This is a genomic window from Bacteroidales bacterium, from assembly GCA_021648725.1.
Taxonomy (GTDB): Bacteria; Bacteroidota; Bacteroidia; order Bacteroidales; family JAADGE01; genus JAADGE01.
Map to the genome: position 1 here is coordinate 1 of JAKISF010000028.1, position 22,375 is coordinate 22,375.

General features: G+C 31.2%; 21 protein-coding genes. 5 read left to right on the top strand and 16 right to left on the bottom strand.

All coding sequences use genetic code 11. The annotated features are described in order from the left end of the window. Positions 1-120: 120 nt before the first annotated feature. The 12 genes from L3J35_10390 to L3J35_10445 form a co-directional block, all read right to left on the bottom strand. Positions 121-450, bottom strand: a complete 330-nt coding sequence (locus L3J35_10390) for a sulfotransferase (GenBank protein MCF6366597.1) — start codon at positions 448-450, stop codon at positions 121-123. A 105-nt stretch (positions 451-555) separates the two neighbouring features. Continuing rightward, entirely contained in the window at positions 556-1,554 is a 999-nt protein-coding gene (locus tag L3J35_10395) for a glycosyltransferase (protein MCF6366598.1), read from the bottom strand. 6 nt (positions 1,555-1,560) lie between these two features. Beyond that, the gene (locus tag L3J35_10400; protein MCF6366599.1) at positions 1,561-2,595 is read right to left on the bottom strand and encodes a glycosyltransferase; all 1,035 of its coding nucleotides are present in this window, start codon (positions 2,593-2,595) and stop codon (positions 1,561-1,563) included. Positions 2,596-2,598: 3 nt separating this feature from the next. After that, positions 2,599-3,390, bottom strand: a complete 792-nt coding sequence (locus L3J35_10405; protein MCF6366600.1) for a class I SAM-dependent methyltransferase — start codon at positions 3,388-3,390, stop codon at positions 2,599-2,601. After that, positions 3,387-4,505 carry a glycosyltransferase gene (locus L3J35_10410; protein ID MCF6366601.1) on the bottom strand — a complete coding sequence of 373 codons (1,119 nt, stop codon included), beginning with the start codon at positions 4,503-4,505 and terminating at the stop codon, positions 3,387-3,389. The genes L3J35_10405 and L3J35_10410 overlap by 4 nt, the downstream gene beginning before the upstream one ends. Then, positions 4,502-5,302, bottom strand: a complete 801-nt coding sequence (locus L3J35_10415; GenBank protein MCF6366602.1) for a hypothetical protein — start codon at positions 5,300-5,302, stop codon at positions 4,502-4,504. Before L3J35_10415 ends, L3J35_10410 begins: the two co-directional genes overlap by 4 nt. 53 nt (positions 5,303-5,355) lie before the next feature. Further along, the gene (locus L3J35_10420) at positions 5,356-6,489 is read right to left on the bottom strand and encodes a glycosyltransferase family 4 protein (GenBank protein ID MCF6366603.1); all 1,134 of its coding nucleotides are present in this window, start codon (positions 6,487-6,489) and stop codon (positions 5,356-5,358) included. Further along, positions 6,474-8,804, bottom strand: coding sequence for a glycosyltransferase family 39 protein (locus tag L3J35_10425; GenBank protein MCF6366604.1), 2,331 nt, complete (start codon positions 8,802-8,804; stop codon positions 6,474-6,476). Before L3J35_10425 ends, L3J35_10420 begins: the two co-directional genes overlap by 16 nt. 29 nt (positions 8,805-8,833) lie before the next feature. Then, complete coding sequence (locus tag L3J35_10430) at positions 8,834-9,940, bottom strand: glycosyltransferase (protein ID MCF6366605.1); 1,107 nt, start codon at positions 9,938-9,940, stop codon at positions 8,834-8,836. Next, positions 9,937-10,989 carry an NAD-dependent epimerase gene (locus tag L3J35_10435; GenBank protein MCF6366606.1) on the bottom strand — a complete coding sequence of 351 codons (1,053 nt, stop codon included), beginning with the start codon at positions 10,987-10,989 and terminating at the stop codon, positions 9,937-9,939. Before L3J35_10435 ends, L3J35_10430 begins: the two co-directional genes overlap by 4 nt. 57 nt (positions 10,990-11,046) lie before the next feature. Then, the gene (locus tag L3J35_10440; protein ID MCF6366607.1) at positions 11,047-12,177 is read right to left on the bottom strand and encodes a glycosyltransferase family 4 protein; all 1,131 of its coding nucleotides are present in this window, start codon (positions 12,175-12,177) and stop codon (positions 11,047-11,049) included. Beyond that, the gene (locus L3J35_10445; protein ID MCF6366608.1) at positions 12,174-13,112 is read right to left on the bottom strand and encodes a glycosyltransferase family 2 protein; all 939 of its coding nucleotides are present in this window, start codon (positions 13,110-13,112) and stop codon (positions 12,174-12,176) included. The genes L3J35_10440 and L3J35_10445 overlap by 4 nt, the downstream gene beginning before the upstream one ends. 153 nt (positions 13,113-13,265) lie before the next feature. Between L3J35_10445 and L3J35_10450 the strand changes: the two genes are divergently transcribed. The 3 genes from L3J35_10450 to L3J35_10460 are packed head-to-tail and all read left to right on the top strand — an operon-like array spanning position 13,266 to position 15,313. Beyond that, on the top strand, positions 13,266-14,039 hold the full coding sequence (locus L3J35_10450; protein ID MCF6366609.1) for a 3'-5' exonuclease: 774 nt from the start codon (positions 13,266-13,268) through the stop codon (positions 14,037-14,039). A gap of 24 nt (positions 14,040-14,063) precedes the next feature. Then, complete coding sequence (locus L3J35_10455; protein MCF6366610.1) at positions 14,064-14,672, top strand: fumarylacetoacetate hydrolase family protein; 609 nt, start codon at positions 14,064-14,066, stop codon at positions 14,670-14,672. Next, positions 14,669-15,313: a nicotinate-nucleotide adenylyltransferase gene (locus tag L3J35_10460; GenBank protein ID MCF6366611.1), complete on the top strand. Its 645-nt coding sequence runs from the start codon at positions 14,669-14,671 to the stop codon at positions 15,311-15,313. Before L3J35_10455 ends, L3J35_10460 begins: the two co-directional genes overlap by 4 nt. 93 nt (positions 15,314-15,406) lie before the next feature. Here L3J35_10460 and L3J35_10465 read toward each other — a convergent pair whose 3' ends face one another. Together L3J35_10465 and galE are read right to left on the bottom strand one after the other, a co-directional pair. Beyond that, positions 15,407-16,996 (bottom strand): family 10 glycosylhydrolase, encoded by a 1,590-nt coding sequence (locus L3J35_10465; GenBank protein MCF6366612.1) that lies wholly within the window; start codon positions 16,994-16,996, stop codon positions 15,407-15,409. Between the two features lie 9 nt (positions 16,997-17,005). Continuing rightward, positions 17,006-18,028 (bottom strand): UDP-glucose 4-epimerase GalE, encoded by a 1,023-nt coding sequence (gene galE, locus L3J35_10470; GenBank protein MCF6366613.1) that lies wholly within the window; start codon positions 18,026-18,028, stop codon positions 17,006-17,008. A 165-nt stretch (positions 18,029-18,193) separates the two neighbouring features. Between galE and L3J35_10475 the strand changes: the two genes are divergently transcribed. Then, positions 18,194-19,420: an SPOR domain-containing protein gene (locus L3J35_10475; GenBank protein MCF6366614.1), complete on the top strand. Its 1,227-nt coding sequence runs from the start codon at positions 18,194-18,196 to the stop codon at positions 19,418-19,420. A gap of 45 nt (positions 19,421-19,465) precedes the next feature. Here L3J35_10475 and prmA read toward each other — a convergent pair whose 3' ends face one another. Together prmA and trpS are read right to left on the bottom strand one after the other, a co-directional pair. Further along, complete coding sequence (gene prmA, locus L3J35_10480) at positions 19,466-20,311, bottom strand: 50S ribosomal protein L11 methyltransferase (GenBank protein MCF6366615.1); 846 nt, start codon at positions 20,309-20,311, stop codon at positions 19,466-19,468. 76 nt (positions 20,312-20,387) lie between these two features. Continuing rightward, entirely contained in the window at positions 20,388-21,377 is a 990-nt protein-coding gene (gene trpS / locus L3J35_10485; protein ID MCF6366616.1) for a tryptophan--tRNA ligase, read from the bottom strand. A gap of 212 nt (positions 21,378-21,589) precedes the next feature. On the opposite strand from trpS, the gene pyrH reads away from it, so the two are divergent. After that, entirely contained in the window at positions 21,590-22,294 is a 705-nt protein-coding gene (gene pyrH, locus L3J35_10490) for a UMP kinase (GenBank protein ID MCF6366617.1), read from the top strand. The last annotated feature ends 81 nt before the right edge of the window (positions 22,295-22,375 follow it).

Here is a 22,375-nt window from a genome sequence, read left to right on the forward strand (position 1 = left end):
TATTTTTCGATTTTAAATTTTACAAAAACACAAATCCAAATTTTTGACTTGTATTTTTGTGATGATAAAATAAAAAAATCAGAAATAAGCTGTTTTTAAGGCCGAGAAAATCAGCAAGCCCTAATTAATAAAGTTTTGATAAACTGAAATTGATTTTCCGAAAGGAAAAAAAGGAGCTTGCCCTGTAGGGTTAATCATGCGTGCTGTCCAATGTTTTGCTTCGTTTTCAAAATTCAGTTTTTTGTTTTCACCGTATTTGCGGATAAAATGTGTATCGCCGGGCAGAGCAAAGATGTTTGATTTTCCGTCGAGCAATTGAGTGAGCAGGGTTGTTCCTGACTTTTCATTTCCGCAAATAAAAATGGGTCGGGTTATAATTTTATCTAATCTTTTTTGTGTGTCAGGGGCAACAGCGGGTTTTTTGAAATTCGGGTTATTTGTAAAACACATCTATTCCTTCTTTAAAATCATACCACGATTGCCCCCTTTTCGGCCATTCTTTACCTCTTATTTTAAGAATATTCTCTAATTTGCCAAATGTGTAAACCGAATTTATCATCTGTTTATTTTGCTTAATACTTTATAGTTTAAGATTTGTAAATAAATGCTAAACATATCCGAAATATTGAGTTTTTTAAACCCTTCTTTTTGCTCAACGACAGATTTTATAAAATCAAAATATTTTTTTCCGGTTTCTGTCATATTCGGTAAATTGATAATTGAGGAGTAAAAATCGTAGTCGGCTATAATTATTTCAATGAGTTGCGGAATTTCTTCTTTGTTGTTAAAAACTACTCCGCCTTTTTTTATAATTTCGGGATGTCCGCCGTCGTTCAAGACTATTGCCGGTAATCCGCAATGTAATGCTTCGATTAACGAGTTAGAACAAGGGTCTTTTTGTGATGCAGTAATAAAAATATCGTGTTTTTTTAGTTCCTTGGCAAGTTTTGTGCTTGGTAAAGGCTTAATATGTCTGATATTTCTAAATTTGAAAGGCGAATTACCGCAAAAGGTCATTTCGTATTTTGAGAAATCAAGACTTTCGTCAAGCCATTTGTAAACCTCAAAACCTTTAATAAGATTGTGTGACCAACTTGTTGCAATCAATCTTACTTTGCTGTTTTTATTGAAAGATGTTTTTTTTTGATTGTTGAATATAAGCGGGTTGGGAGCATTTATGATAATACTTTCAAATTTCTTTTTCTTTATACCGAGTTCGTAATTTTTTTGTTTTGACCAATCAGATTGAAAAATACTTGCATCGGCAATGATGTTGTTTATTTTATAAATTAAACGGTCGGTTTGTGTATCGTTTTTACGGATAAATGTTACGGGTCCGTCAATACGGTGGACAAAGATTTTTTCGGGATGTTTTTGTTTAAATTTAATAAGTTCAGAGAAGTTATGATGACTGTTAAACAATATAATGTCGGCATTTGCAGAATTTTCTTCATAAACATTTATGCTTATAAAGTAATCACGTAAAGCTTTTAAAAATTGATTCCCGCCTCCGTAAGGACCTTTATTTATTTTATAAAAAATGTTTATTTTCATTAAGGCTTAATTTTTCATCAAATAATCGTAAACGGTTTTAATTTTTTTGTCAATAACTTCATAAGAACAGAACTCTATGCACTTATTATATTGCTGATTAACAGTGGATTGTCGGGCGTTTTGGTTTTGCAAGTAATTATTTACAAAATTGAGAACTGCTGTTTTGTATTTTTCGGTATCGGTAAAAATATTTTCTTTGTTAATAAAATCTGATGCTAATCCTACATCGGTGCTGAATATCGGAACTTTCAGGCTTGTTGCTTCCTGAACGGCTTTCGGTCCGCCTTCTGATTTTGATGTAATTAAATATAAATCAGAAATTCTGTATAGGTCGGGCATATCCGAGAAAGGTAAACCGTTGATATTAATGTCGTCGCCCGGCATTTCTTTTCCGATATAATAATAAGGAATATTATGTTTTTTGCATTGTTTTATAACAAAATGCCTTCTCGGACCGGAGAGCAGTAAAATAAACTTGTTTTCAGGTAAATCTTTTAAAAGTTCGATTAATAATTCAGGGCCTTTTTGCCACTTCGGTTTTGATAAATCACTTCCTAAACTGTCGCGCTGAAAAGATGAAATAACAACTTTATTTTTCAATAAATTTTCGGGGATATTGTATTTTTTATAGATTGTTTGTTTGTTAATATTTTCTGAAAAATTGAACAAGTTAAAATCTAAATAGTATGGTATTGTAACAACTTTTTTGCAATATTTTTCAAGTATTTTTGTTTGTTTTTCAGAAGGAGAAATCCAAGCTGTTGCAAATTTGTTTGCTTTGTGAAACTCTTTTGTCAGAAAATAGTTTTTATTTTCCAAATCAATAAAATTAACTGCAGTAAGAATTATATTCCTTTTAAATCTTAATGGTAAATATCTCACTTTAAGGAAGTTATTCCACCAAATGTTGTGAATAATATCTGCTTTCAACGGGTTGCTTGTTTCCTGAATATTCAAACGAGATAAGGCATTTTTAATATCTTTTCTTATCATATCAATAGCCCAGCCGTGACCGTCTTTTTCGTTAATGTATATTTTCATTTGTTATGTTTTTCTTAAAATAAGCAATATTGAGTGAGATGAAAATTTTCCGAAAGTTATAGAAATAATTTTTGCGATAATAAGACTGAGTAGTTTTCTGTTATCATATATTTTTTGCAAAGTTTTTTTCATGAAAACGGTTTCATCTTTTAAGCCTTTCAGACCGTCAAGGTGTTTTTTTGAAACAAGATTGAAATTATGTTTTTTTAAATCTGAAATTACCTTTTTCTCGTCAAGAGCAAATTGATAGAAATTATCCGGTTTTTTTTCACACAGAGGATATTTATTTTTTTTTGCTTTTCTTTTTCGGAATTTACTCATATGCGGGAAAGTTATAAACAAAAGACCGTTCGGCTTCAAGATTCGTTGCATTTCTTCTATAATATCGAAGTAGCCGTCATAAAAATGCTCAATTACGCCGAATGACCAATAAGCATCAAAATAATTGTCCGGAAAATCAAGTTTGCGAACATCTCCGAGGCTAATATTTAATTCGGGTTTTGCATTTTTTACTGTTTTAACGGTTTTTTCGGCATAATCAATTCCTATAACTTTGTAACCTGCATTTTGCAGTTTAAAAACCTGCTGCCCGGTTCCGCACCCGCCTTCTAAAATTAAACTCCCTTTCGGCAAATATTTTTTGCTTGTATTAATGACATAGTCAAAGAATGATACTTTTTTCGGGTACAGTTTTTCTATTGTATTTTTGTTCCAGTGCTTGTCCCAAAAATCTTTGTTTGAGGATTCTCCGAAATATACCAATCGGTTATTTTTTTTATCGTAACAACGTTTCATTTAATAATTTCAATGATTTTTTCGGTAAATTTTTCAGGATTATGATTTTCCTTTGCCGAAAGTAAGGCATTTTCTTTCATCTTTTCTAATTCATACCTGTTTGATATTAGCTGTTTAAGTTTTTCTGTTAGGTCATTAAGGTTTCGAGCTTTAAAAATATAGCCGTTTTTCCCGTTTTCGATATAACATTTTGTGCCGTTTTCATCGGAACAAATTACGGGTAACCTGTTTGCCATAGCTTCAACAGGCGAATATGCCGCAGGTTCGGCATAAGCAGGTAAAACAAATAAATCGTGTTTTCGATATTCGTCAATGATTTTTTTATACGGAAAATTAGTTTCGAAACGAACATCTTCGGAAAGTTTATTTTCGTTAACAAAATTAAGCATTGTTTTCAGATATTTTTTATTGACAAGCTCTCCTATAAAACAAAGCTTTACCTTATAACCTTTATTTTTTAAATCTACAAAAGACTGTAAGAGAAGGTGTTGGTCTTTCCTTTTCAAGAATTTGCCTACTGACAGGATTCTTATTTCTTCGAATTTGCCGTTCTTAATTATTTTCTCTTTAACAGGGAAAATAAACGGTAAATAAAAAGTGTTTTTAATGCCGAAGTTTTGAAAAGCATCATAATTTTCTTTAATCGGAGTAATGTAAGCATAAACTTTCAGAAATTTAAAAAGCTTTATGTTCAAGCGAAACAGAAATTTAGATTTTTTTATATGCGTAAAAGTTGTTTGTGTAAGCATCAGCACTTTTGCTTTATGTTTTTTTGCAACCGCTAATGTTTTTACAGCCAGTGCATTTTGGTAGGCTTTAAGAATTATTGTGTCAGGTTTGTATGTTTTGAATATTTGCCTCAGTTCTTTTCCCGGAGATTGTATTCTTAACTCGAAGCCTGATTTTAAACTTTGTTTTTTAAATAATGAAACAATTTTCAGTATTGTTTTCGAAAAAAAAGACAGAGAAATTTGCTTTAAGTCAATGCCTTCATAAAATTCTGATTTCCCTTTATAAAGCACAATAACTTTTACGGAATGCCCGGCATCTTGCAATGCTTTTGCACGATAATATAAATTTGTATGAAAACGTTGTGCGACTATCAGAAATTTCATAGTTTGTCAATAAGGCTTTTAATTTCACTTCCGTTATTAATATCTTTTATTTTAACAAGTTTACCGTTTTCTTTACGGAAAAAACTTGCATTGTTTATACCGTCAGCATTTGTTCTGCCCACAAGTAAAATTCCTTTTTCTTTGATTGATTTTTTTATATTTAATATTCCGGATATTATTTTTTTTTCGGAAAAATAACCGAAGTTCAGGATGTTCATAACTCGAACAAAGGTGAAATTTTTGATAATTTCAGTTTTAAATATGTCGTATTCTATAAATTTAATTGTATTATCTGCTATTTTTTGCAGAACTTTCGGGTGAAAAAGCAATAAGCGATAATCGTAATTGTTTCTTAATTTGTTCTTTTGTAATATTCTGAATAACAGCACTGTAATCGGGAAGAATGTGTTTTTATCTCCGGCAAAGAAACAGCCGATATAAGCAAAAAGCAGTTGTTTGTTTTTTCCGAAAACTTTTGTTATAAAACCTTTTTTAACCAAAACCTCAGAATACTTATCGGAAATATAAAAATCACATTTTTGATTTTGGCTTTTTAGAAGGTCGCAAAAGTCTGATGAACTTATTCCGTTTGATACGGCAACATCGTGAATTATCGGATTTTCTGTTTTTTTAATTAATTCAAAACTTATTTTGTCTAAATCAGAGAAGCGGTTTTTTGATGTTTTTTTTGATGTTTTGTTACTGACGTAAATATCCTTATAAAATTTATTCAGAATTGAATCAGATTCTATTTCAGAGAAATTTTCGGATATTTTAAGAATGAAAAAATGTTTCAAAATTGGTATTTTTGACATTTTCTTAAGAAAACTGATATTTTTTAAAGCAATTTTTACCATAAAACATTTTCAATTTCAAATTTTAGTTTCTCTCCGGCTATGTTTATATCATGGTTTTCCTGCAAATATTTAAAACAATTTTTACCTTTTTGTATTATTTCAGATTTATTTTTCAGCAATTCCTTCATTTTCGAATAAAGTAAATCAAAATTTCCGTTTGCAAAAATACCGCAATTATAATCAGTAATAAAATTATCAGGATTTACGTTTAGTGAAACAATAGGGGTTTTGCTTTGTGCCGCTTGCAAAAAAGTGTTCGGAAAGCCCTCATAATCAGATGTGTTTAAAAATAATTCAGCTTTATTGAAATATTCTTGTATTTCAGAGAAGGGAACTTTTCTTATAAATGTTAAATTTTTAAGCTTTTCGGCTTTACTTTTCAATTTTTCCCATTCGGGTTTATTCGAGTCGGTATGCGGGCAAATCATTACAAATTTTCTTTCGGGGAAAAAACCGGAAAGTTGTAAAAAAAGTTCAGGATTTTTCATTTCGGCAAATCGACTTACCCAAAGAATAAATTGTTTTTTATAAGTACTTTCTTCTTTAATTTCAATCATATTCTTTAAGAGGGGGGCTTCAATTTTGTGATTTTTTTTCAGTAATATTTTGTGTTCTTTATTTTGAGTTATAACTTTTGCAGCTTTAACTAATCCGTATTTATATAATTTCCCCGAAAGTCCGTTTAAATTTATATAGTTTTTGTTTACGTCAATTAAACTTGATGTTCTGTATATGAATTTTTTGCGAAATAATATTGCATAAAATGCACTGATGCCTACAATTGCATTTGCATTAGTGCAGATTATTATATCCGGATTTATTCTGATAAGTTGAAACAGGTATTTAATGCTGTTAAGAAGCTTCAAAAAAAATGATTCATTTTGTTTTAGTTGTATTGTGTTGATTAACTTGACGTTGTGATTTTTTTTGATTTCACGTTTTTTATTAATTCTGACTAAAAATTTGATATTGAAGTTTGAATTTTCCGAAAGATATCTTGCCCAAAGAAACATCTGCAACTCTGCACCGCCGTGTGCAACTTCGGAATTTTCGACAAAAAAAGGATATGATGCCGGTGAAAAAAAACAAATTTTCACTTTTCTGTTATGACTTATTTTTTCTTCCATAAAAATAAAGTTCTGAATTTATCACCGTTTGCCGTTAATTCTTCAGAGATTTTTGTATCGTTTTGAATTGTGTTAATTTGTTCAGTGTTAAGATTAAAGTCATAAATTCGAATGTTGTTTAAGTATCCGTTAAATTGCGGGTTTATCGAGAATTTAACTAAATCGGGCACTAAATTTATATTTGTAGTAATTTCGTTTTCGTTATTTACTTTTAGACTTATTTTTTTAGGATTTATTTGTAAATATATTCTGTTTAATACATCAGTTTTTATTTTATATTTAATACTGTCTTTATCGGAGGTTACTGCAATAAGTTTTTTATCCTTTATGTAGGATTTTAAAATATTTGTGTCGTTATTATTTAAATAAAAGATATTTTCGGATGTGTTGTTTGTTATTTTTAAATCGAAAACAAAGCAATAAGAGTTATTTAAACTTAAATTTGCAGCCGGCATATATTGTTGATACTGAAACAATTCTAACGGTTGTATCATTTGCTTATTGTAATAATAAACTTCTTCTCCGTAATTATCTATTCCGTAACCGGCATACTTTTTAAAATATAAATTTGCAAAATTTACTAATTCAGGGTCTAAACGTGCTTCATTGTATTTATGCCAAATTAACCAGCCGTGCGGATTTTCTTGTATTTCTTTATAAAGGTCAGAAAAGCTCCTGCCTTGATAGCTGCCTAAACTTAAAAATTTTGTATTCTCAGGTATTCCCGAAAGGTACATTTTCGGACCCCAGTGGTTAAAAATAACATCGTCTTTTTGAATGTTTTTAACTACTTTTTTATGAGCAACCGAAGGTTTTGCCGGAGAATAGGTGTTTGTAACATACAGACTTTCGTAATGATTTGAAAAGCTTAAAAGGACGGAAGCAATAAGCATTAATGAAAGTATTGTTTGAATTATTTTATTATATAAAATTTTATTAATCAGCATAAAACTTCCTACAATAAGCAATACGGTAAAAGGCGTAAGAAATGAAATATAACGATAAGAAGGGGCGTAGTCAATTATATATGAAAATAATAGCCAAATTATAAATAAAACAGAAAAAAGAATTAGATATCTTTTGCGGAAATTATTGTTTTTTGAAATAAAGAGAATTGCTCCTGATAAGAAGATGAAAATCAGATTAATTGTTTCTGAAAAAGGGTAGCCGAAAAGGGCTTTGTTATAAATTTCGGAATTATTTATTTCGAAAAAAGTAAATTGACTGAAATTGACTTTGTAGGGAAAAAGTATTTGTAAAATAAGAAGTGTTACTGCAATTGAAAATGCCGTTAAATATTTTTTTTCTATGCGAAAAATAAAAACACTTACTAATAAGAACATTAAAAAAACCGGAAAAATTGCCGTTATATTCGGATGTGTATATAACCCTATATACAATAAAATTAACAAAAATGGGAAATAAATATAATTGAAATTAAAATATCTTTGTAAAAACGGATATTTGTCCGAATTAAAAATTTGAAAAGAGTTATTTTCGGTCAGGAATTTAAAAACCCAATAAAAAGCAAGCAAAAAAACAGGATAAATCATTGCATACATTCTAGCCCATCTTCCGAGAAACAAAAACTCGAAATACAGAGCAAAGGTGAAAATTGCAATTAATGATGTATATTTGTCTTTCACAAAGTGTTTTCCGATGAAGTAAAAAAGTAAAATAAATAAAACACCGAAAAATGCCGAGGGAAAACGCGAAGACCAAGTATTTATTCCGAATAATTTATAAGACTGTGCCGTAACCCATTGATGAGGTTTTGCTCTGTTGTAAGCTTTTCCGACAAGCTCTTTTTTTATAAAATCCCATTGCCTGTATTCGTCTGTGTGGTAATAACCGGCAGCTCCTTGTGTTAGCTGAACTTCATCAGAAAAAATATCAAACCGGTCTAATTTGTAGAAAAGAGAGAATGCAGAAATGCCGAGTATTATAATTAAAAGTGCTGTTGCAGGAAGCTCTTTCTTTGTAAAAAGATTTTTAAATTTTTGTAAAAAAGATTGTTTTTTGTTTTCGGCAAATAACTTGTTTATAACATTGTTAAGTTTTGTTTTGTCAAAATAAAGAGAAATTACACCAATTATTATTGTAGGTATTTGCAAAATTGATTTTAAGTTTTCAAAAATTGCATTTCCGGTAGTTTGTTCGTAAAAATTTGAAGCAATGTAGAATAAAATTAAAACAAGAAATAAATATTTCAGATTTTGTTGCAAAAAAGAAGTTTTTTTGGATTTATTTTCCTGTTTTTGCTTCTTGTTTGAAATTTCCGGTTTTTGAATGTTTTTTTTGCTTGTCCTTTTCATTAGTTCTTTGATGCTAAAAAATAATAAAGTTACAATAACATTTTAAATTCCTCAATAATAATGTTCTTTTGGTGATTTATTTTTATGTATTCTGCTCCGTTTTTTCCGTATTGTTTTCTTAAATCTGAATTTGCATTAAGTTTTTCAAAATAAGAATAAAACATTTCTAAATTTTTACCGGCACAAAAACCACTTTTATATTTATTCAGAATTTCGTCAGGATTTACATTGTAAGATAAAATCGGACATTCGTTTATCATTGCTTCTGCCATTGTATTTGAAAAACCTTCTAAGTCGGATGTTAATACATATATTTTTGCTTTTTGATAATATTTTGAAATTTCTGTCGGACTGACAAAATTAATATGTTCTAAATTCTTAATTTGTTTTGCTTCTTTTTGAATTTTATTTCCGTAATCAATATGGTCTATTACACCGGGAGCAACCATTACAAATTGTTCGTTCGGGAATTTCTTTGCCAAGTCTAAAAATATTTCAGGATTTTTAATCTTTGTTAATCTTCCTACCCATAAAATTGTTTTCTTTTCTGTTTGCTTAATTTGGGTATTATTTTCAACAGAATAGATATTTTTAATCACAGCATTCGGTTTTCGCTTTCTGTCTTTTTCAAAAGTGTTTGATTGTTGCTGAGTTTGTGCCGTAATAATATCAGCTTTTTTATAAACTTTTTTCATTGCAAAAGCCGTTAATAATCCGTTATGGTATTTTTGTCGTTCTTTTGTTGTTTCGGCATCTGCGGCAATCATATACAATGTTTTCTTTTTGAGAAAGATTTTAACATAAAAAACGGCAAATGCAACACCGATATCAGCTGAACGAAAAATATAAATTTCGGCATTAATTTTTTTCAACTTTTTCAGAAGGTTTTTTGTTCTTTTAAATATATTATTTGAGAAATTGAATGACTTATGAAGTTTAACATTTTTAATTTCTTCGTATTCCGGCTGACCGAAATCGGCAACAAGAAAATGTACGTCAAAGTTCTTATCTTCGGTTAATTTGGTGCTTAAAATATATGTTTGCTTTTGAGCACCTCCGATTTTATCTTTAATGCCGGCTGCTTCCGGATTAAAAAGATAATAAGCACGTGGTATGACAAAGCATATTTTTTTCATTTTTTATAATACTTTCTATACCATTTAATGAATTCATTTACACCTGTTTCAATGCTTGTGTCGGGTTTATAATTGAAGTCTTTTTTTAAACTTTCAACATCGGCAAATGTTTTTTGAACATCGCCGGGTTGCATCGGCATAAAGTTTTTTTCTGCTTTTTTTCCGAGTGCTTTTTCGGCAGCCTTAATATAGTCCATAAGTTGCACAGGGCTGCCGTTTCCGATGTTGTAAATTTTATACGGAGCGGAAGAACTTGCAGGGTCGGGATTTTTATTTGACCAATTCGGATTAGCTTTTGCCGGTTTTTTAACAACTCTGAAAATACCTTCGACAATATCATCAATATATGTGAAATCTCGCATCATGTTTCCGTTATTATAAACGTTTATCGGTTTGTTTTCTAAAATTGCTTTTGTAAAAAGGAATAATGCCATGTCGGGTCTTCCCCAAGGTCCGTAAACTGTAAAAAACCGAAGCCCTGTGGTCGGAATTTTAAAAAGATGACTGTAAGCATGGGCAATTAATTCATCAGATTTTTTTGTTGCTGCGTATAAACTTATAGGATGGTCAACATTATGAGAGGTTGAAAAAGGCATATCTTTATTTAGACCGTAAACACTTGAACTACTTGCATATGCAAGATGCTTGACTTTGTTTCTTTTGCTTGCTTCAATGATGTTAAGAAAACCGTTAATATTAGAATGAAAATAAACATAAGGATTTTCAATACTGTATCGAACACCTGCTTGTGCTGCAAGATGACAGACATAGTCAAATTTCTCAGTTTTGAATAAATTCAGAATTTCGTTTTTATCCTCAATTTGCAATTTTATGAAACTATAATTCTCAAATTTACTGCTTTTTATAAGTTTCCCGTATTCAATTTTTTCTTTTACAATGCCCGTTTTGCTTAAGCGAGAATATTTCAGGTTTTTATCATAATAATCGTTAATGCTGTCAAGCCCGATGACTTCAAAACCGTTTTTAATAAATTTATTTGCTGTATGAAATCCGATAAAACCGGCTGTTCCGGTAATTAATATTTTCATTTTATTTTATTTTTATTATCGTGTAAACACAAATGGCTTTCTCTTGTGAATTTACGGTTATATAGTTTTAAAAAGTTCCGGATATTTGTTTGCAATATTTTCCCAGTTAAATTGTTCTGCTTTTAATCTTGAATTTTGCCCTAATTTATCAATTTGTTTAATATTTCCCGAAAGTTGTTTTAGTATCTTCGTTAAAGCAATTACATCACCGGGATTAAAAATAAAACCGTTACTTTCATCAACCAACTCTTTAGTTCCGCCTACATTTGTAACAACAACCGGTAAGCCGCAAGCCATTGCCTCCAGCAAGGCATTGCTCATTCCTTCGTTGTAAGAAGGTAAAACAAAAACATTTGCATTTTGGTATTTATTCGGCATATTCTTTCTCGGAATGTAGCCTGAAAAAACTATTTGGTCAGAAACACCCTTTTCTTTTGCAAATTTAATATATGCTTCTTTTTCATCGCCTTCACCTATTAACTCAACTTTAATTTTGATACCTTCTTTTTTTAAATTTGAAATTGCTTCGATTAATGTGTATTGCCCTTTACGTTTTATGAGTCGTGCCGGACAAATTATTCTCAGAGTATCTGTCGGCTGTTTTTCTGCAGGAATAAATTTTTCGGTATCCACGCCGTTGTAAATTATTTTAATCTTTAATTTAGGATTTATTGCTTTAATCATATCTTTTTCGGTTTTACACTTGGCAATAATAATTTCTGATTTTCTCCAAACTGATTTTATAAAAGGCGAAATAATTTTGTAGATAAAAGAATATCGTTCCTCAAAACCCGGGATGTCAGGACCGCCGACCCTTACAATAAACGGGATTTTTTTAAATATTTTCAGGAAAAAAGCCGGTAATCCGGCAGGAACGGTTGTCCAAACAAAAACCAAATCATATTTTTCTTTTTTGTGAAGTTTGAAGCCGGCAAAAGAAGCCTTTAAAGCATATCTTATTAATTCAAAATTTGAAGCATGATGTATCTCTTTTTTTTTGACGGGAAGTTTAAAAATTCTGATATTTTCGGAAAATTGTTGGAGTTCTTTGTTTTTGTTTCCTGACGAACTTATTAAATCAATATGTAAATCGGGGGTATTTCTGAAAATATTGAACAATTCAAGATTAACCGTTCCTGTTCCGCCGCCGAGAGGAGGGAATTCATTATTGAACATCAATATTTTCATTCAAAATTTTTAGTTTCACTTATTACAAAAAGAGGTCTTTTTCTTACATCATCATATATTTTACCGATATATTCGCCGATAATCCAAAACAGCATAAACATGAAGCCCATAAAAATAAAAAGAACAACAACCAGCCACTTATATAAATGGTAATAAGCCCCCGTAATAATCACATCAATAATTTGATACAATAAAAGTCCGGAACCTGTTATTATGCTAATCAATCCCAATAAAAACCCTAAGCGTAAAGGCAACATTGAGAAATTGAAAACTCCGTCCATACCAAGTTTTGCAAGTTTGCCGAGGGTATAATTTGATTCACCTTTTTGCCTGTCAGGTCTGTGATAATCTACAAAAGCATGTTTAAAGCCTGTCCATGCAACCATTCCTCTGAGGTATCTTGAGTGTTCAGGCATTTGGTTTATTTCTGCAAGAACTTTTTTATCAACTAAGCGAAAATCGCCTACGTTTTTAGGAATATCTATTCTTGTAAAATTTCCCATTAAGCGATAATATATTTTTGAGCCTAATTTTTTAAGAAAGTTATCTTTTCTGAAATTTTTTCTGCGAGCATAAACAATATGGTTACCTTCTTTCCATTTTTCAATCATTTGTTGAATAACTTCCGGAGGGTCTTGCAAGTCGCAATCCATAGAAATAACTGCTTCACCGGTTGCAAACTTCAGTCCTGCCGAAAGTGCAGCTTGGTGTCCGAAATTTCTGCTTAAGTCAAGATATTTTACGCTTGAGTCTTTATATGTTAATTCTTTTAAAATTGAAAGTGTTTTATCAATACTTCCGTCGTTAACAAATATCAATTCCCAATTGTCGGAAGTATCTTTCATTAAAACTTTTATTCTTTCATATAAGGAAATAATATTTGCTTCTTCATTATAGGCAGGAACAACAAAAGAATACTGCGGCTTTGAGTTCATATAGTTTTTATTTTGATACAAATTTAAAAAACTATGACAACATTAAGGAATAATCTGTTGCATTTTAGATAATATTTTCAATAATCTCCATTGTTTTATTACTTTTGTTAATTCAAATAATATAAAAGATTCTTCGTAAAACATAAAAAACAAATGGAATTAAACTTAAAAAAACCGATTGCATTTTTTGACCTTGAAACAACGGGTGTTGATGTAAGTAAAGACAGGATTGTTGAAATTGCAATTTTAAAAATAAACCCGAATCAAAGTTCGGAAAGCAAAACAATGAGGATAAATCCGACGATTCCTATTCCGAAAGATGCGTCTAAAATTCACGGTATCTTTGATGAAGATGTAAAAGATGCCCCTACTTTTAAGCAAGTCGCAAAAGATATAGTCAAGTTTATAGAAGGTTGTGATTTAGCCGGTTATAATTCAAACAGATTTGACATTCCGCTTCTGGCGGAAGAATTTTTAAGAGCAGATGTTGATTTTTCCGTTAAAAACAGAAAGTTTGTTGATGTTCAGGTTATTTATCATAAAAAAGAGCAAAGGACATTATCTGCCGCATATAAGTTTTATTGTAAAAAAGAGCTGGAAGGTGCTCACGGGGCAGAGGCAGATACAAATGCAACTTATGAGATTTTAAAATCGCAAATTGAAATGTATGATGATTTAGAAAATGATATTGAAGAATTATCAAAGATTTCATATCACCGAAAAAGTGCCGATCTTGCAGGAAGAATCGTTTATAATAAAAAAGGAGAAGAGGTGTTCAGTTTCGGGAAACATGCAAATAAAACAGTAGAAGAAGTTTTGGAAAAAGAGCCGGGTTATTTTGCCTGGATGATGAATGCTGATTTTCCTCTTTATACAAAAAAAGTGTTGACTGAAATTAAATTGAGAAAAAGCGGAATGCAAAAATAATTCTCTGTTAAAAATAATGTAATTGTGAAAATAATATGTATAGGCAGAAATTATGCCGACCATGCAAAAGAAATGAACAGCAAAGTTCCTGAAAAACCGATGTTTTTTTTGAAACCGGAAACTTCGTTGTTGCATAAAAATAAACCGTTTTTTTATCCTGATTTTTCGAATGAAATTCATTATGAAACTGAGGTTGTAATAAGAATAAATCGTTTGGGAAAACATATTGAAGAAAAATTTGCACACAGATATTATTCGGAAATAGGTCTCGGAATTGACTTTACGGCAAGAGACTTGCAAAGGCAATGCAAAGAAAAAGGGCATCCGTGGGAAATTGCAAAAGGTTTTGAACATTCAGCACCTTTGTCTGATAATTTCATTAATAAAGAAGATTTACCAAGTGATATAAATTTTAAATTAAACCTAAACGGAGAAACTGTTCAAAACGGAAATACAAAAGACCTTATTTTCTCATTCGATAAGTTGATAAGTTATATTTCAACGTTTTTTCCTTTAAAAATAGGAGATTTAATTTTTACGGGAACACCTGCCGGAGTAGGAGAGGTTAAAACAGGCGATAATTTAAAAGGTTATTTAGAGGGAAAGCAGATGTTTGATTTTATGATAAAATGATTTTAGATAAAACTATACAAGATATTTTTATTCCTGATAATAACAGAGTTGAGAAATACAAAAAAAACAAAACAGGTTTATTTTTCGGCTCGTTTAACCCTGTGCACAACGGGCATTTAATTATTGCAAATTACATATTGGAGTTTACCGGTTTGGAGCAAATTTTCTTTGTTGTAAGTCCGCAAAATCCGTTTAAAGAAAAAGCAAGTTTGTTGGAAGATTACCATCGTTTAGCACTTGTTAAAGAAGCGATAGGCGATACAAATAAATATTATGCCTGCGATATTGAATTTAAAATGCCGAAACCTTCCTATACTATAGATACATTGACATATCTTAAGGAAAAATATCCTGAAAAAGAATTTTCATTAATTATGGGCTGTGATAATTTTAAAAGTTTTCACAAATGGAAAAATTCAAAGCAAATAATTGGTAATCATAATCTTTACGTTTATCCTCGTCCTGGTTTTGATACTTCCGAGTTTAATGATGTTGAAAATATTACAATTGTTGAAGCTCCCTTAATGGAAATTTCTTCAACATTTATACGCAAAGCTGTAAAAGAAAAAAAAGATATTCGATTTTTTATGCCGGAACGTGCTTGGAGATATATGAAAGAGATGCATTTTTATGAGAAATGATAAACAATAAAATTGATTTTTAGTTCTCTATTTTCCTAGAATCCATAGATGTATTCAGCTTTTTTGATGTTAATGTGGTGTAAATTTTTGTTTTTACAATTTTATTGAAATTTCATTACTGCCGGAGCTTTCGTTTCCGGATTTATCAACAAAAGTTACTACAAACTTATATTCTTTTCTGAAGATTTTAAATCGCTTTCGTTTTATCACAATAAAATCTTGTTTTGTTGTTTTAAAAATGTCATTTTCATCTGCATATTTGAAATCATATTTTCTGAATTTATATACATTATATATATGCTCTTTTTTTTGAGAAGTATCAATATCAGTTTTCCAAGATAACACAATTTTATTTCCTAATTTTTGTGTGAGAATTTCAACAGGAATCATTTCAAGGTTGTCAGAAGTATCTTGTTGTGAATTATTATCTGTATTATTTGCAATTATTGTTGTGTCAATTTGTTTTAACCACGGCATTTCAGGTGTTTGAACATGAATTGCGTAAAAGTTATTTTTCAAAGAATCTAAAAGCCCTAATCTGTTTTCTGTCAATGACTTTGCCTTGTAAAAAATACTTCCGTTTACATTTGGGTTTTCTCTGATAATTCTTATTTGATTAGGAATTTCATTCGGGTTTCTCCAAGTTGCCGAACTTGCATCTTTTCCTGTTCTGTAAACTGCATGTCCTATATACAAATGTTTTCCGTATGTATGTTTACTCCACCAGTCAACAAGAGTTTTATAGTCGGCATATTTATGTCCTATGGGCCAATATAATTGAGGGGCAACATAATCTATCCATCCGTTTCTCAACCAAGCTATAACATCAGAATATAAATAATCGTAATGTGCCAATGCTCTTGTGTTTGAGCCGTCAGGATCTTGGCTTTTATTTCTCCAAACTCCCGAAGGAGCAACCCCGAATACCATATTCGGGTCGGCTTTTTTTATTCCTTTATTTACCTCTTCAATAAATAAATCCATGTTATTTCGTCTCCAATCGGCAATATCCTCAAATTCTCCTTTGTATTTTTGAAATGTCTTGTTATCCGGTATTTTCATAATCCTGTTATAAGAATCACGCTTCGGATAAGGATAAAAATAATCGTCAAAATGCACGCCGTCAATATCATATCGTTTAACTATGTCAACAATAATATCACGAACATAATTTCTTACTTCCGGAATTCCCGGATCAAAGTATTTGTTTATATCATAAGTAAAAAACCATTCAGGTTTTGTTTTTGTGATATGATTTTCTGCAATATCTGCAAACTCAATTGTTGCAACTGCCCTGAAAGGATTAATCCATGCATGAAATTCGATATTCCTTTTATGACACTCTTCAATCATAAATTCCAAAGGGTCGTAATAAGGCTCGGGAGCTTTTCCTTGTTTGCCTGTTAACCATTCTGACCAAGGTTCAAATTCGGAAGGGAAAAAAGCATCAGCAGCCGGTCTTACTTGAAACATAATTGCATTAATCCCGACATCAGAAAACTTATCGAGCATATCCGTAAATTCTTTCTTTTGCTCGTCAACTGTAAGTTTTGCATAAGAAGGAAAATCAATATTTTTAACCGTAGCAATCCAGACAGCACGCATTTCAGGTTTATCTGATACTTGTGCTTTTGAAACAAAGTAAGAACTCAATAAAAACAGTATTAGTAAAGTGTATCTCATTTACAATAATTATAATCCTCTATATTTTTTTTCACGAACCCATGCAGATTTTAAGGCATCCGCTAATGATTTTTCTGTTTTCCAGCTTAATTCTTTATTTGCCAGGCTTGTATCTGCCCATACTTTTTCAATATCTCCTTTTCGCCTTGCTGTTATTTTATAATTCAATTTAATGCCCGTAACCTTTTCAAAAGTATTGACAACTTCCAAAACAGTATTTCCTTTGCCTGTTCCCAGATTAAAAACTTCAAAAGATTTCTTGGTTTTCATTTTTAACAATCTGTTTAGAGCCGTAACATGAGCTTTTGCCAAATCAACAACGTGGATATAATCTCTTATTGCTGTTCCGTCAGGCGTATCATAGTCGTTTCCGAAAATACTTAATTCTTTTCTTATTCCGGCGGCAGTCTGTGTAATATACGGAACAAGATTATCCGGTGTGCCGATAGGAAGTTCTCCTATTTCAGCACTTTCATGAGCTCCGATGGGATTAAAATATCGCAAACAAATACTGTTAAAAAATGAAACCGAATTTACAAAGTCAAAAATAATTTCTTCTGAAATTTGTTTTGTATTTCCGTAAGGAGAGTCCGCCTTTAAAACAGGAGAGTCTTCTGTAACAGGAAGTTTTTCCGGTTGTCCGTAAACTGTACAAGATGATGAAAAAACCAAACTCTTAATACTGTGTTTTCGTATGTTTTTTAGAATGTTAAGTAATGAACTAATATTGTTTTCATAATATTTTAAAGGGTTTGAAACAGATTCGCCTACTGCTTTATATGCGGCAAAATGAATAACAGAGTCTATTTCTTTAAAAGAGTTAAAAAATGTATTTGTTTTACCGGGGTCTGTTAAATCAATTTTATGAAATTCGGGATTTTTCCCCGTAATTTTCTTTATTCCGTCTAAAACTTCAATATTTGAGTTTGAAAGGTTATCAATAATTATAACTTCAAATCCGGCATTTAACAGTTCAACTGATGTGTGTGAGCCTATATAACCTGTTCCGCCGGTTACTAATATTTTTGCCATTTTTAATATATATAATTTCTTCAAAAATATAAATATTACAGAGAATTAGGATAATATCTTATAAATTAAAAAGATTTATTGTTTTTAGGTTTTAAAGCCTTATTTTATGGGCTGTTTTGTGTATGTTAAAAAAAATGTGTAAGTTTGTTAAAAATCTGATATCAAATGGAAATAAGTCAACACATCAAAAATCTTTTAAAGTCTAATGAAAGAGTAATTTTAGCAGGATTCGGAACTTTTATGTCTAAACATATTTCGGCAAAATATGATGCCGAAACTAAAACGATGAAACCCCCTGTAAAAATTGCCGTTTTTGACGAAAATATTAAAGAAGATGCCGGTTTACTTGCAAAACACATGGCAGAACAAGAGGGGATTTCATTAGATAATGCAAAAGAGCAAATTCAAGAGTATGTAAAAATGATAAATGCAAAATTATCGTCAAATCAAACAGTTGAATTTAAAGATTTAGGGAAGTTCAGCAAAAAACCTGACGGGAAATTAGATTTTTCATTTTTATCAGAAGATAACCTTTTATTGGATTCGTTCGGTTTGCCGACAGTTTCATTGGGAGAAAAAAGTATAAACACATCGGTAACTTCGCCGCCGGTTAGTAAAAAGACGGTTAAAGAAAAAGTCGTTATAAAAGAAAAGCCGGTTAAACAAAAAACAGTAAAACAAAAAGTTGTTAAAAAACAGACTAAGGTTAAAAGTACAGACGGGAAACCAAAAAAGAAAAGAAAAGGTTTATTAATATTTTTAATTTTTATCGGTGCTGTTGCATTAATGCTTACGGCAGTTTATTTCTTCAAGCCGGATTTATGGAAAAAAGGTTATAGTTTCTCTACAGAGAAATTAACCGTTGTAAAATCAAAAATATCAAATTTATTCGGAGGTAATGATAAAGAGAATTATGATATTATTGAACCTGAAGAAAATAATGATGTGATTGACACTTCTGCCGTTATTACAGAAAACATTAACAACAACGAAGATGGTATTGTTGATGAGGGTGCTGATAGTGAGGAAAATACATCAGAAAACAATGAGGTTGTTGAAGATAATACAGCAACAGAAGAAGTTATAGTTAATAATGAAACACAGGAAGAAGCGGTAGTTGAAGAAGTTGTTACAAATACTAATATCTCACCTGCACAAGGCGGGAAGTATTATATTATTGTGGGAAGTGTTAAAACCGAAACATCTGCAAAAAAAGAACAAAAACGATTTTCAAATAAAGGGATAAGTACAAGTATTATTCATGTTCCGAGCAAAGGAAGGTACAGAATTTCTGCCGGTGAGTACAATTCTGTTAAAGAAGCTCAAAATGCTTATGCTGAAATTCAATCAAAGCACGGAAATATTGAGGCTTGGGTTTGGGAAAAACGATAATTTTAAACACATATAGAATCTGTAAGGTCGAAAATATATTCGGCCTTATTTTTTGAATTTTACAACAGCCCAGCCGTCTTTTTCTATTGCATAAACAAATGTTAAACCTTGTTTTTTTCCGGCATTTTTAACTTCTCTAAATTCTTTATAATAAAAACCGCTTGTAAGCAAAACACCTTCTAAATTAAGAGCCTTTGCCAGTTTGGGCATATCGGCAATTACGATGTTTTTCCAAATATTTTCATAAATAATGTCAAAGGTTTCGTCTTTAATAATTGACATATCTCCGAGTGCAACTTCAATATCGGGTGTATTATTTATAACGATGTTTTCTCTTGTGTTTATAATTGCTTTAGGGTCATTGTCAACTGCATAGGTATATGCCGAATTTTGCATTTTACTTAAAACTGCTAAAATCCCGGTGCCGGTTCCCATGTCCAAAACTGTTTTGTTTTTTGTGTCGAGTTTCATTATTTCTTCAATCAGCATATAAGTAGTACCGTGATACCCTGTTCCGAAGGCGGTTTTAGGGTCAATAATAATTTCTTTTTTTGCATCGGGAAAATTAGGGTGAAAAGATGCCCTTATAACTAAATCATTGCCGAAAACAATAGGTTCAAAGTAATTTTCTGTCCATGTTTCATTCCAATTTTCGTCTTTAATAACTTTATGCGAAGTTGCCAGTTTGAATTCTGAAAAGTTATTTTCAAGCCCTTGCAAAACTTGCTCGTTAAAAGCAGACTTTATGATATAAGCATTAATCCCCTTGTCCGTTTCCATAAAACTTTCAAAGCCGAGTTCGATAAGATGTGCAGTTAAAACATCTGCGTGTTTTTGCAAATTAGGGTTTATTTCGCAAATTAGTTCTGTATAATCAAGTTCGTTATTCATTATTCTTCACCTTACTTCTATTGGCAATAATTCGTTTTGATGCTCTCCTTTATGATATAATTATGTGAATGATTGTTTAAAACTTCCTAAACCCGATAATTTCCCTTACTTCTTTAACCGTTTTTGATGCACTTTCAATTGCTTTTTCTGCTCCTTGTTTTGCAACTTTTCTCAAATATTCGGAATCATTTTTAATATCAATAATTTTTTCTCTTATGGGCATAACAAATTTAATAATATCTTCTGCAAGTTGTTTTTTCATATCTCCGTACCGAATTTTACAACTTGCATATTTTTCTTTGAAGAATTCTGTCGTATCATCTGTTGAAACTAAACTCATTAAAGTAAATAAGTTCTGTATCGGCTCTGTAATCGAAGAGTTCGGTTTTGTCGGTCCGCTGTCGGTAACGGCTCGCATCACTTTTCTTTGAATAACTTTGTCGTCATCAATTAAATAAATTCCGTTGCCTGCTGTTTTACCCATTTTTCCGGTTCCGTCCAATCCGGGAACTTTTACCAAATCTTCTCCGAAATTGTAGGGTTGCGGTTCAGGAAAATAATCAACTTTATACATGTGGTTGAAACGTTTTGCAAACTTTTTTGCCATTTCCAAGTTTTGCTCTTGGTCTTTTCCTACAGGGACTTTATGTGATTTGTGAATTAATATATCGGCAGCCATTAATACGGGATAAGTCAACAAACCGGCATTTACGTTGTTGGGCTGTGTTCTTATTTTGTCTTTAAAAGAAGTTGTTCTCTCAAGTTCACCTACATAAGCATTCATGTTTAATAAGAGATACAGTTCAGTTATTTCTCGAACATCACTTTGAACATATATTGCAGATTTATCGGGATTTAATCCGGTTGCCAAATATTCTGCTAAAACAGATTTTACGCTGTTATGAAGATTTTCCGGTGTAGGATAAGTTGTCAGAGAATGGTAATCGGCAATAAAAAAATAACAATTATTCTCATCCTGCATTTTTATAAAGTTTTTTACCGCCCCGAAATAATTTCCGAGATGTAAATTCCCTGTTGATCTAATTCCGCTTAATACTGTATCCATAAAGTTGTCTGTTATTTAGTTATTTAGTCCTTTATTATGATTTGCAAAATTAGTAAAATTAATATAAGACGAAAAGAGAAATGTAAAAGTTAAAAAGTTATTACAGAATATTTATATTCCTAAATCAGATTTTTAAACTTTCCCCTTTTAAGTTTTAACACTTTCAAGAAATCTTTATAACTTTACAACCTTTGAACTTTTAATTTAATAAAATGAAATACAAGCGGATATTATTAAAGCTAAGCGGACAATCGCTTGCCGGAAAAAAAGGAACCGGAATTGATACTGATATTTTAAACTCTTATGTAAAGCAAATAAAAGACGTTGCACAACAAGGTGTTGAAATCGGCATTGTTATCGGCGGCGGAAATATTTTCAGAGGTTTGGGCGGTGTTGAATTGGGTTTCGACCGAGTAAAGGGCGATTATATGGGAATGTTGGCAACCATTATCAACGGTTTAGCTTTGGAATCAGCATTTGAAGCAATAGGGCAGGATGTAAAACTGTTTACTGCATTCAATACAGGTCCTGCCGGCGAACGCTATTCCAAAACCAAAGTTATTGAAGCTTTTAAACAAAGCAAAGTCGCATTGTTGACCGGAGGAACCGGTAATCCGTATTTTTCGACCGATTCGGGTGCTGCATTGCGAGCATTGGAGATTGAAGCTGATGCATTATTGAAAGGAACACGTGTTGACGGTGTTTATTCCGCTGATCCCGAAAAAGATTCGGAAGCAATAAAATTCACAACAATAACATTTGATGAGGTTATTGAAAAAGAATTAAAAATAATGGACTTAACTGCATTTACAATGTGCCAACAAAACAATATGCCTATTTATGTTTTTGATATGGATACTGAAGGTAATTTAAAAAAGGTTATTGACGGAAAAGAAATCGGAACTATAATTAAATAGGGCTTGCTGAAAAGCTCAGATGTGCAACTGAGCAGCAAAAAATTGGTAGTTTTATTAAAATAAGTGCAAGGGTTTCAAGAT

What these genes read in the sequence shown, in the direction of transcription:
- prmA (MCF6366615.1), bottom strand. Translation starts at nt 20,311, where the DNA reads ATGAATAACGAACTTGATTATACAGAACTAATTTGCGAAATAAACCCT.
- L3J35_10400 (MCF6366599.1), bottom strand. Translation starts at nt 2,595, where the DNA reads ATGAAAATATACATTAACGAAAAAGACGGTCACGGCTGGGCTATTGAT.
- L3J35_10430 (MCF6366605.1), bottom strand. Translation starts at nt 9,940, where the DNA reads ATGAAAAAAATATGCTTTGTCATACCACGTGCTTATTATCTTTTTAAT.
- L3J35_10410 (MCF6366601.1), bottom strand. Translation starts at nt 4,505, where the DNA reads ATGAAATTTCTGATAGTCGCACAACGTTTTCATACAAATTTATATTAT.
- L3J35_10405 (MCF6366600.1), bottom strand. Translation starts at nt 3,390, where the DNA reads ATGAAACGTTGTTACGATAAAAAAAATAACCGATTGGTATATTTCGGA.
- L3J35_10465 (MCF6366612.1), bottom strand. Translation starts at nt 16,996, where the DNA reads ATGAGATACACTTTACTAATACTGTTTTTATTGAGTTCTTACTTTGTT.
- L3J35_10425 (MCF6366604.1), bottom strand. Translation starts at nt 8,804, where the DNA reads ATGAAAAGGACAAGCAAAAAAAACATTCAAAAACCGGAAATTTCAAAC.
- trpS (MCF6366616.1), bottom strand. Translation starts at nt 21,377, where the DNA reads ATGGATACAGTATTAAGCGGAATTAGATCAACAGGGAATTTACATCTC.
- L3J35_10475 (MCF6366614.1), top strand. Translation starts at nt 18,194, where the DNA reads ATGGAAATAAGTCAACACATCAAAAATCTTTTAAAGTCTAATGAAAGA.
- L3J35_10450 (MCF6366609.1), top strand. Translation starts at nt 13,266, where the DNA reads ATGGAATTAAACTTAAAAAAACCGATTGCATTTTTTGACCTTGAAACA.
- galE (MCF6366613.1), bottom strand. Translation starts at nt 18,028, where the DNA reads ATGGCAAAAATATTAGTAACCGGCGGAACAGGTTATATAGGCTCACAC.
- L3J35_10395 (MCF6366598.1), bottom strand. Translation starts at nt 1,554, where the DNA reads ATGAAAATAAACATTTTTTATAAAATAAATAAAGGTCCTTACGGAGGC.
- L3J35_10440 (MCF6366607.1), bottom strand. Translation starts at nt 12,177, where the DNA reads ATGAAAATATTGATGTTCAATAATGAATTCCCTCCTCTCGGCGGCGGA.
- L3J35_10460 (MCF6366611.1), top strand. Translation starts at nt 14,669, where the DNA reads ATGATTTTAGATAAAACTATACAAGATATTTTTATTCCTGATAATAAC.
- L3J35_10390 (MCF6366597.1), bottom strand. Translation starts at nt 450, where the DNA reads ATGTGTTTTACAAATAACCCGAATTTCAAAAAACCCGCTGTTGCCCCT.
- L3J35_10435 (MCF6366606.1), bottom strand. Translation starts at nt 10,989, where the DNA reads ATGAAAATATTAATTACCGGAACAGCCGGTTTTATCGGATTTCATACA.
- pyrH (MCF6366617.1), top strand. Translation starts at nt 21,590, where the DNA reads ATGAAATACAAGCGGATATTATTAAAGCTAAGCGGACAATCGCTTGCC.
- L3J35_10420 (MCF6366603.1), bottom strand. Translation starts at nt 6,489, where the DNA reads ATGGAAGAAAAAATAAGTCATAACAGAAAAGTGAAAATTTGTTTTTTT.
- L3J35_10445 (MCF6366608.1), bottom strand. Translation starts at nt 13,112, where the DNA reads ATGAACTCAAAGCCGCAGTATTCTTTTGTTGTTCCTGCCTATAATGAA.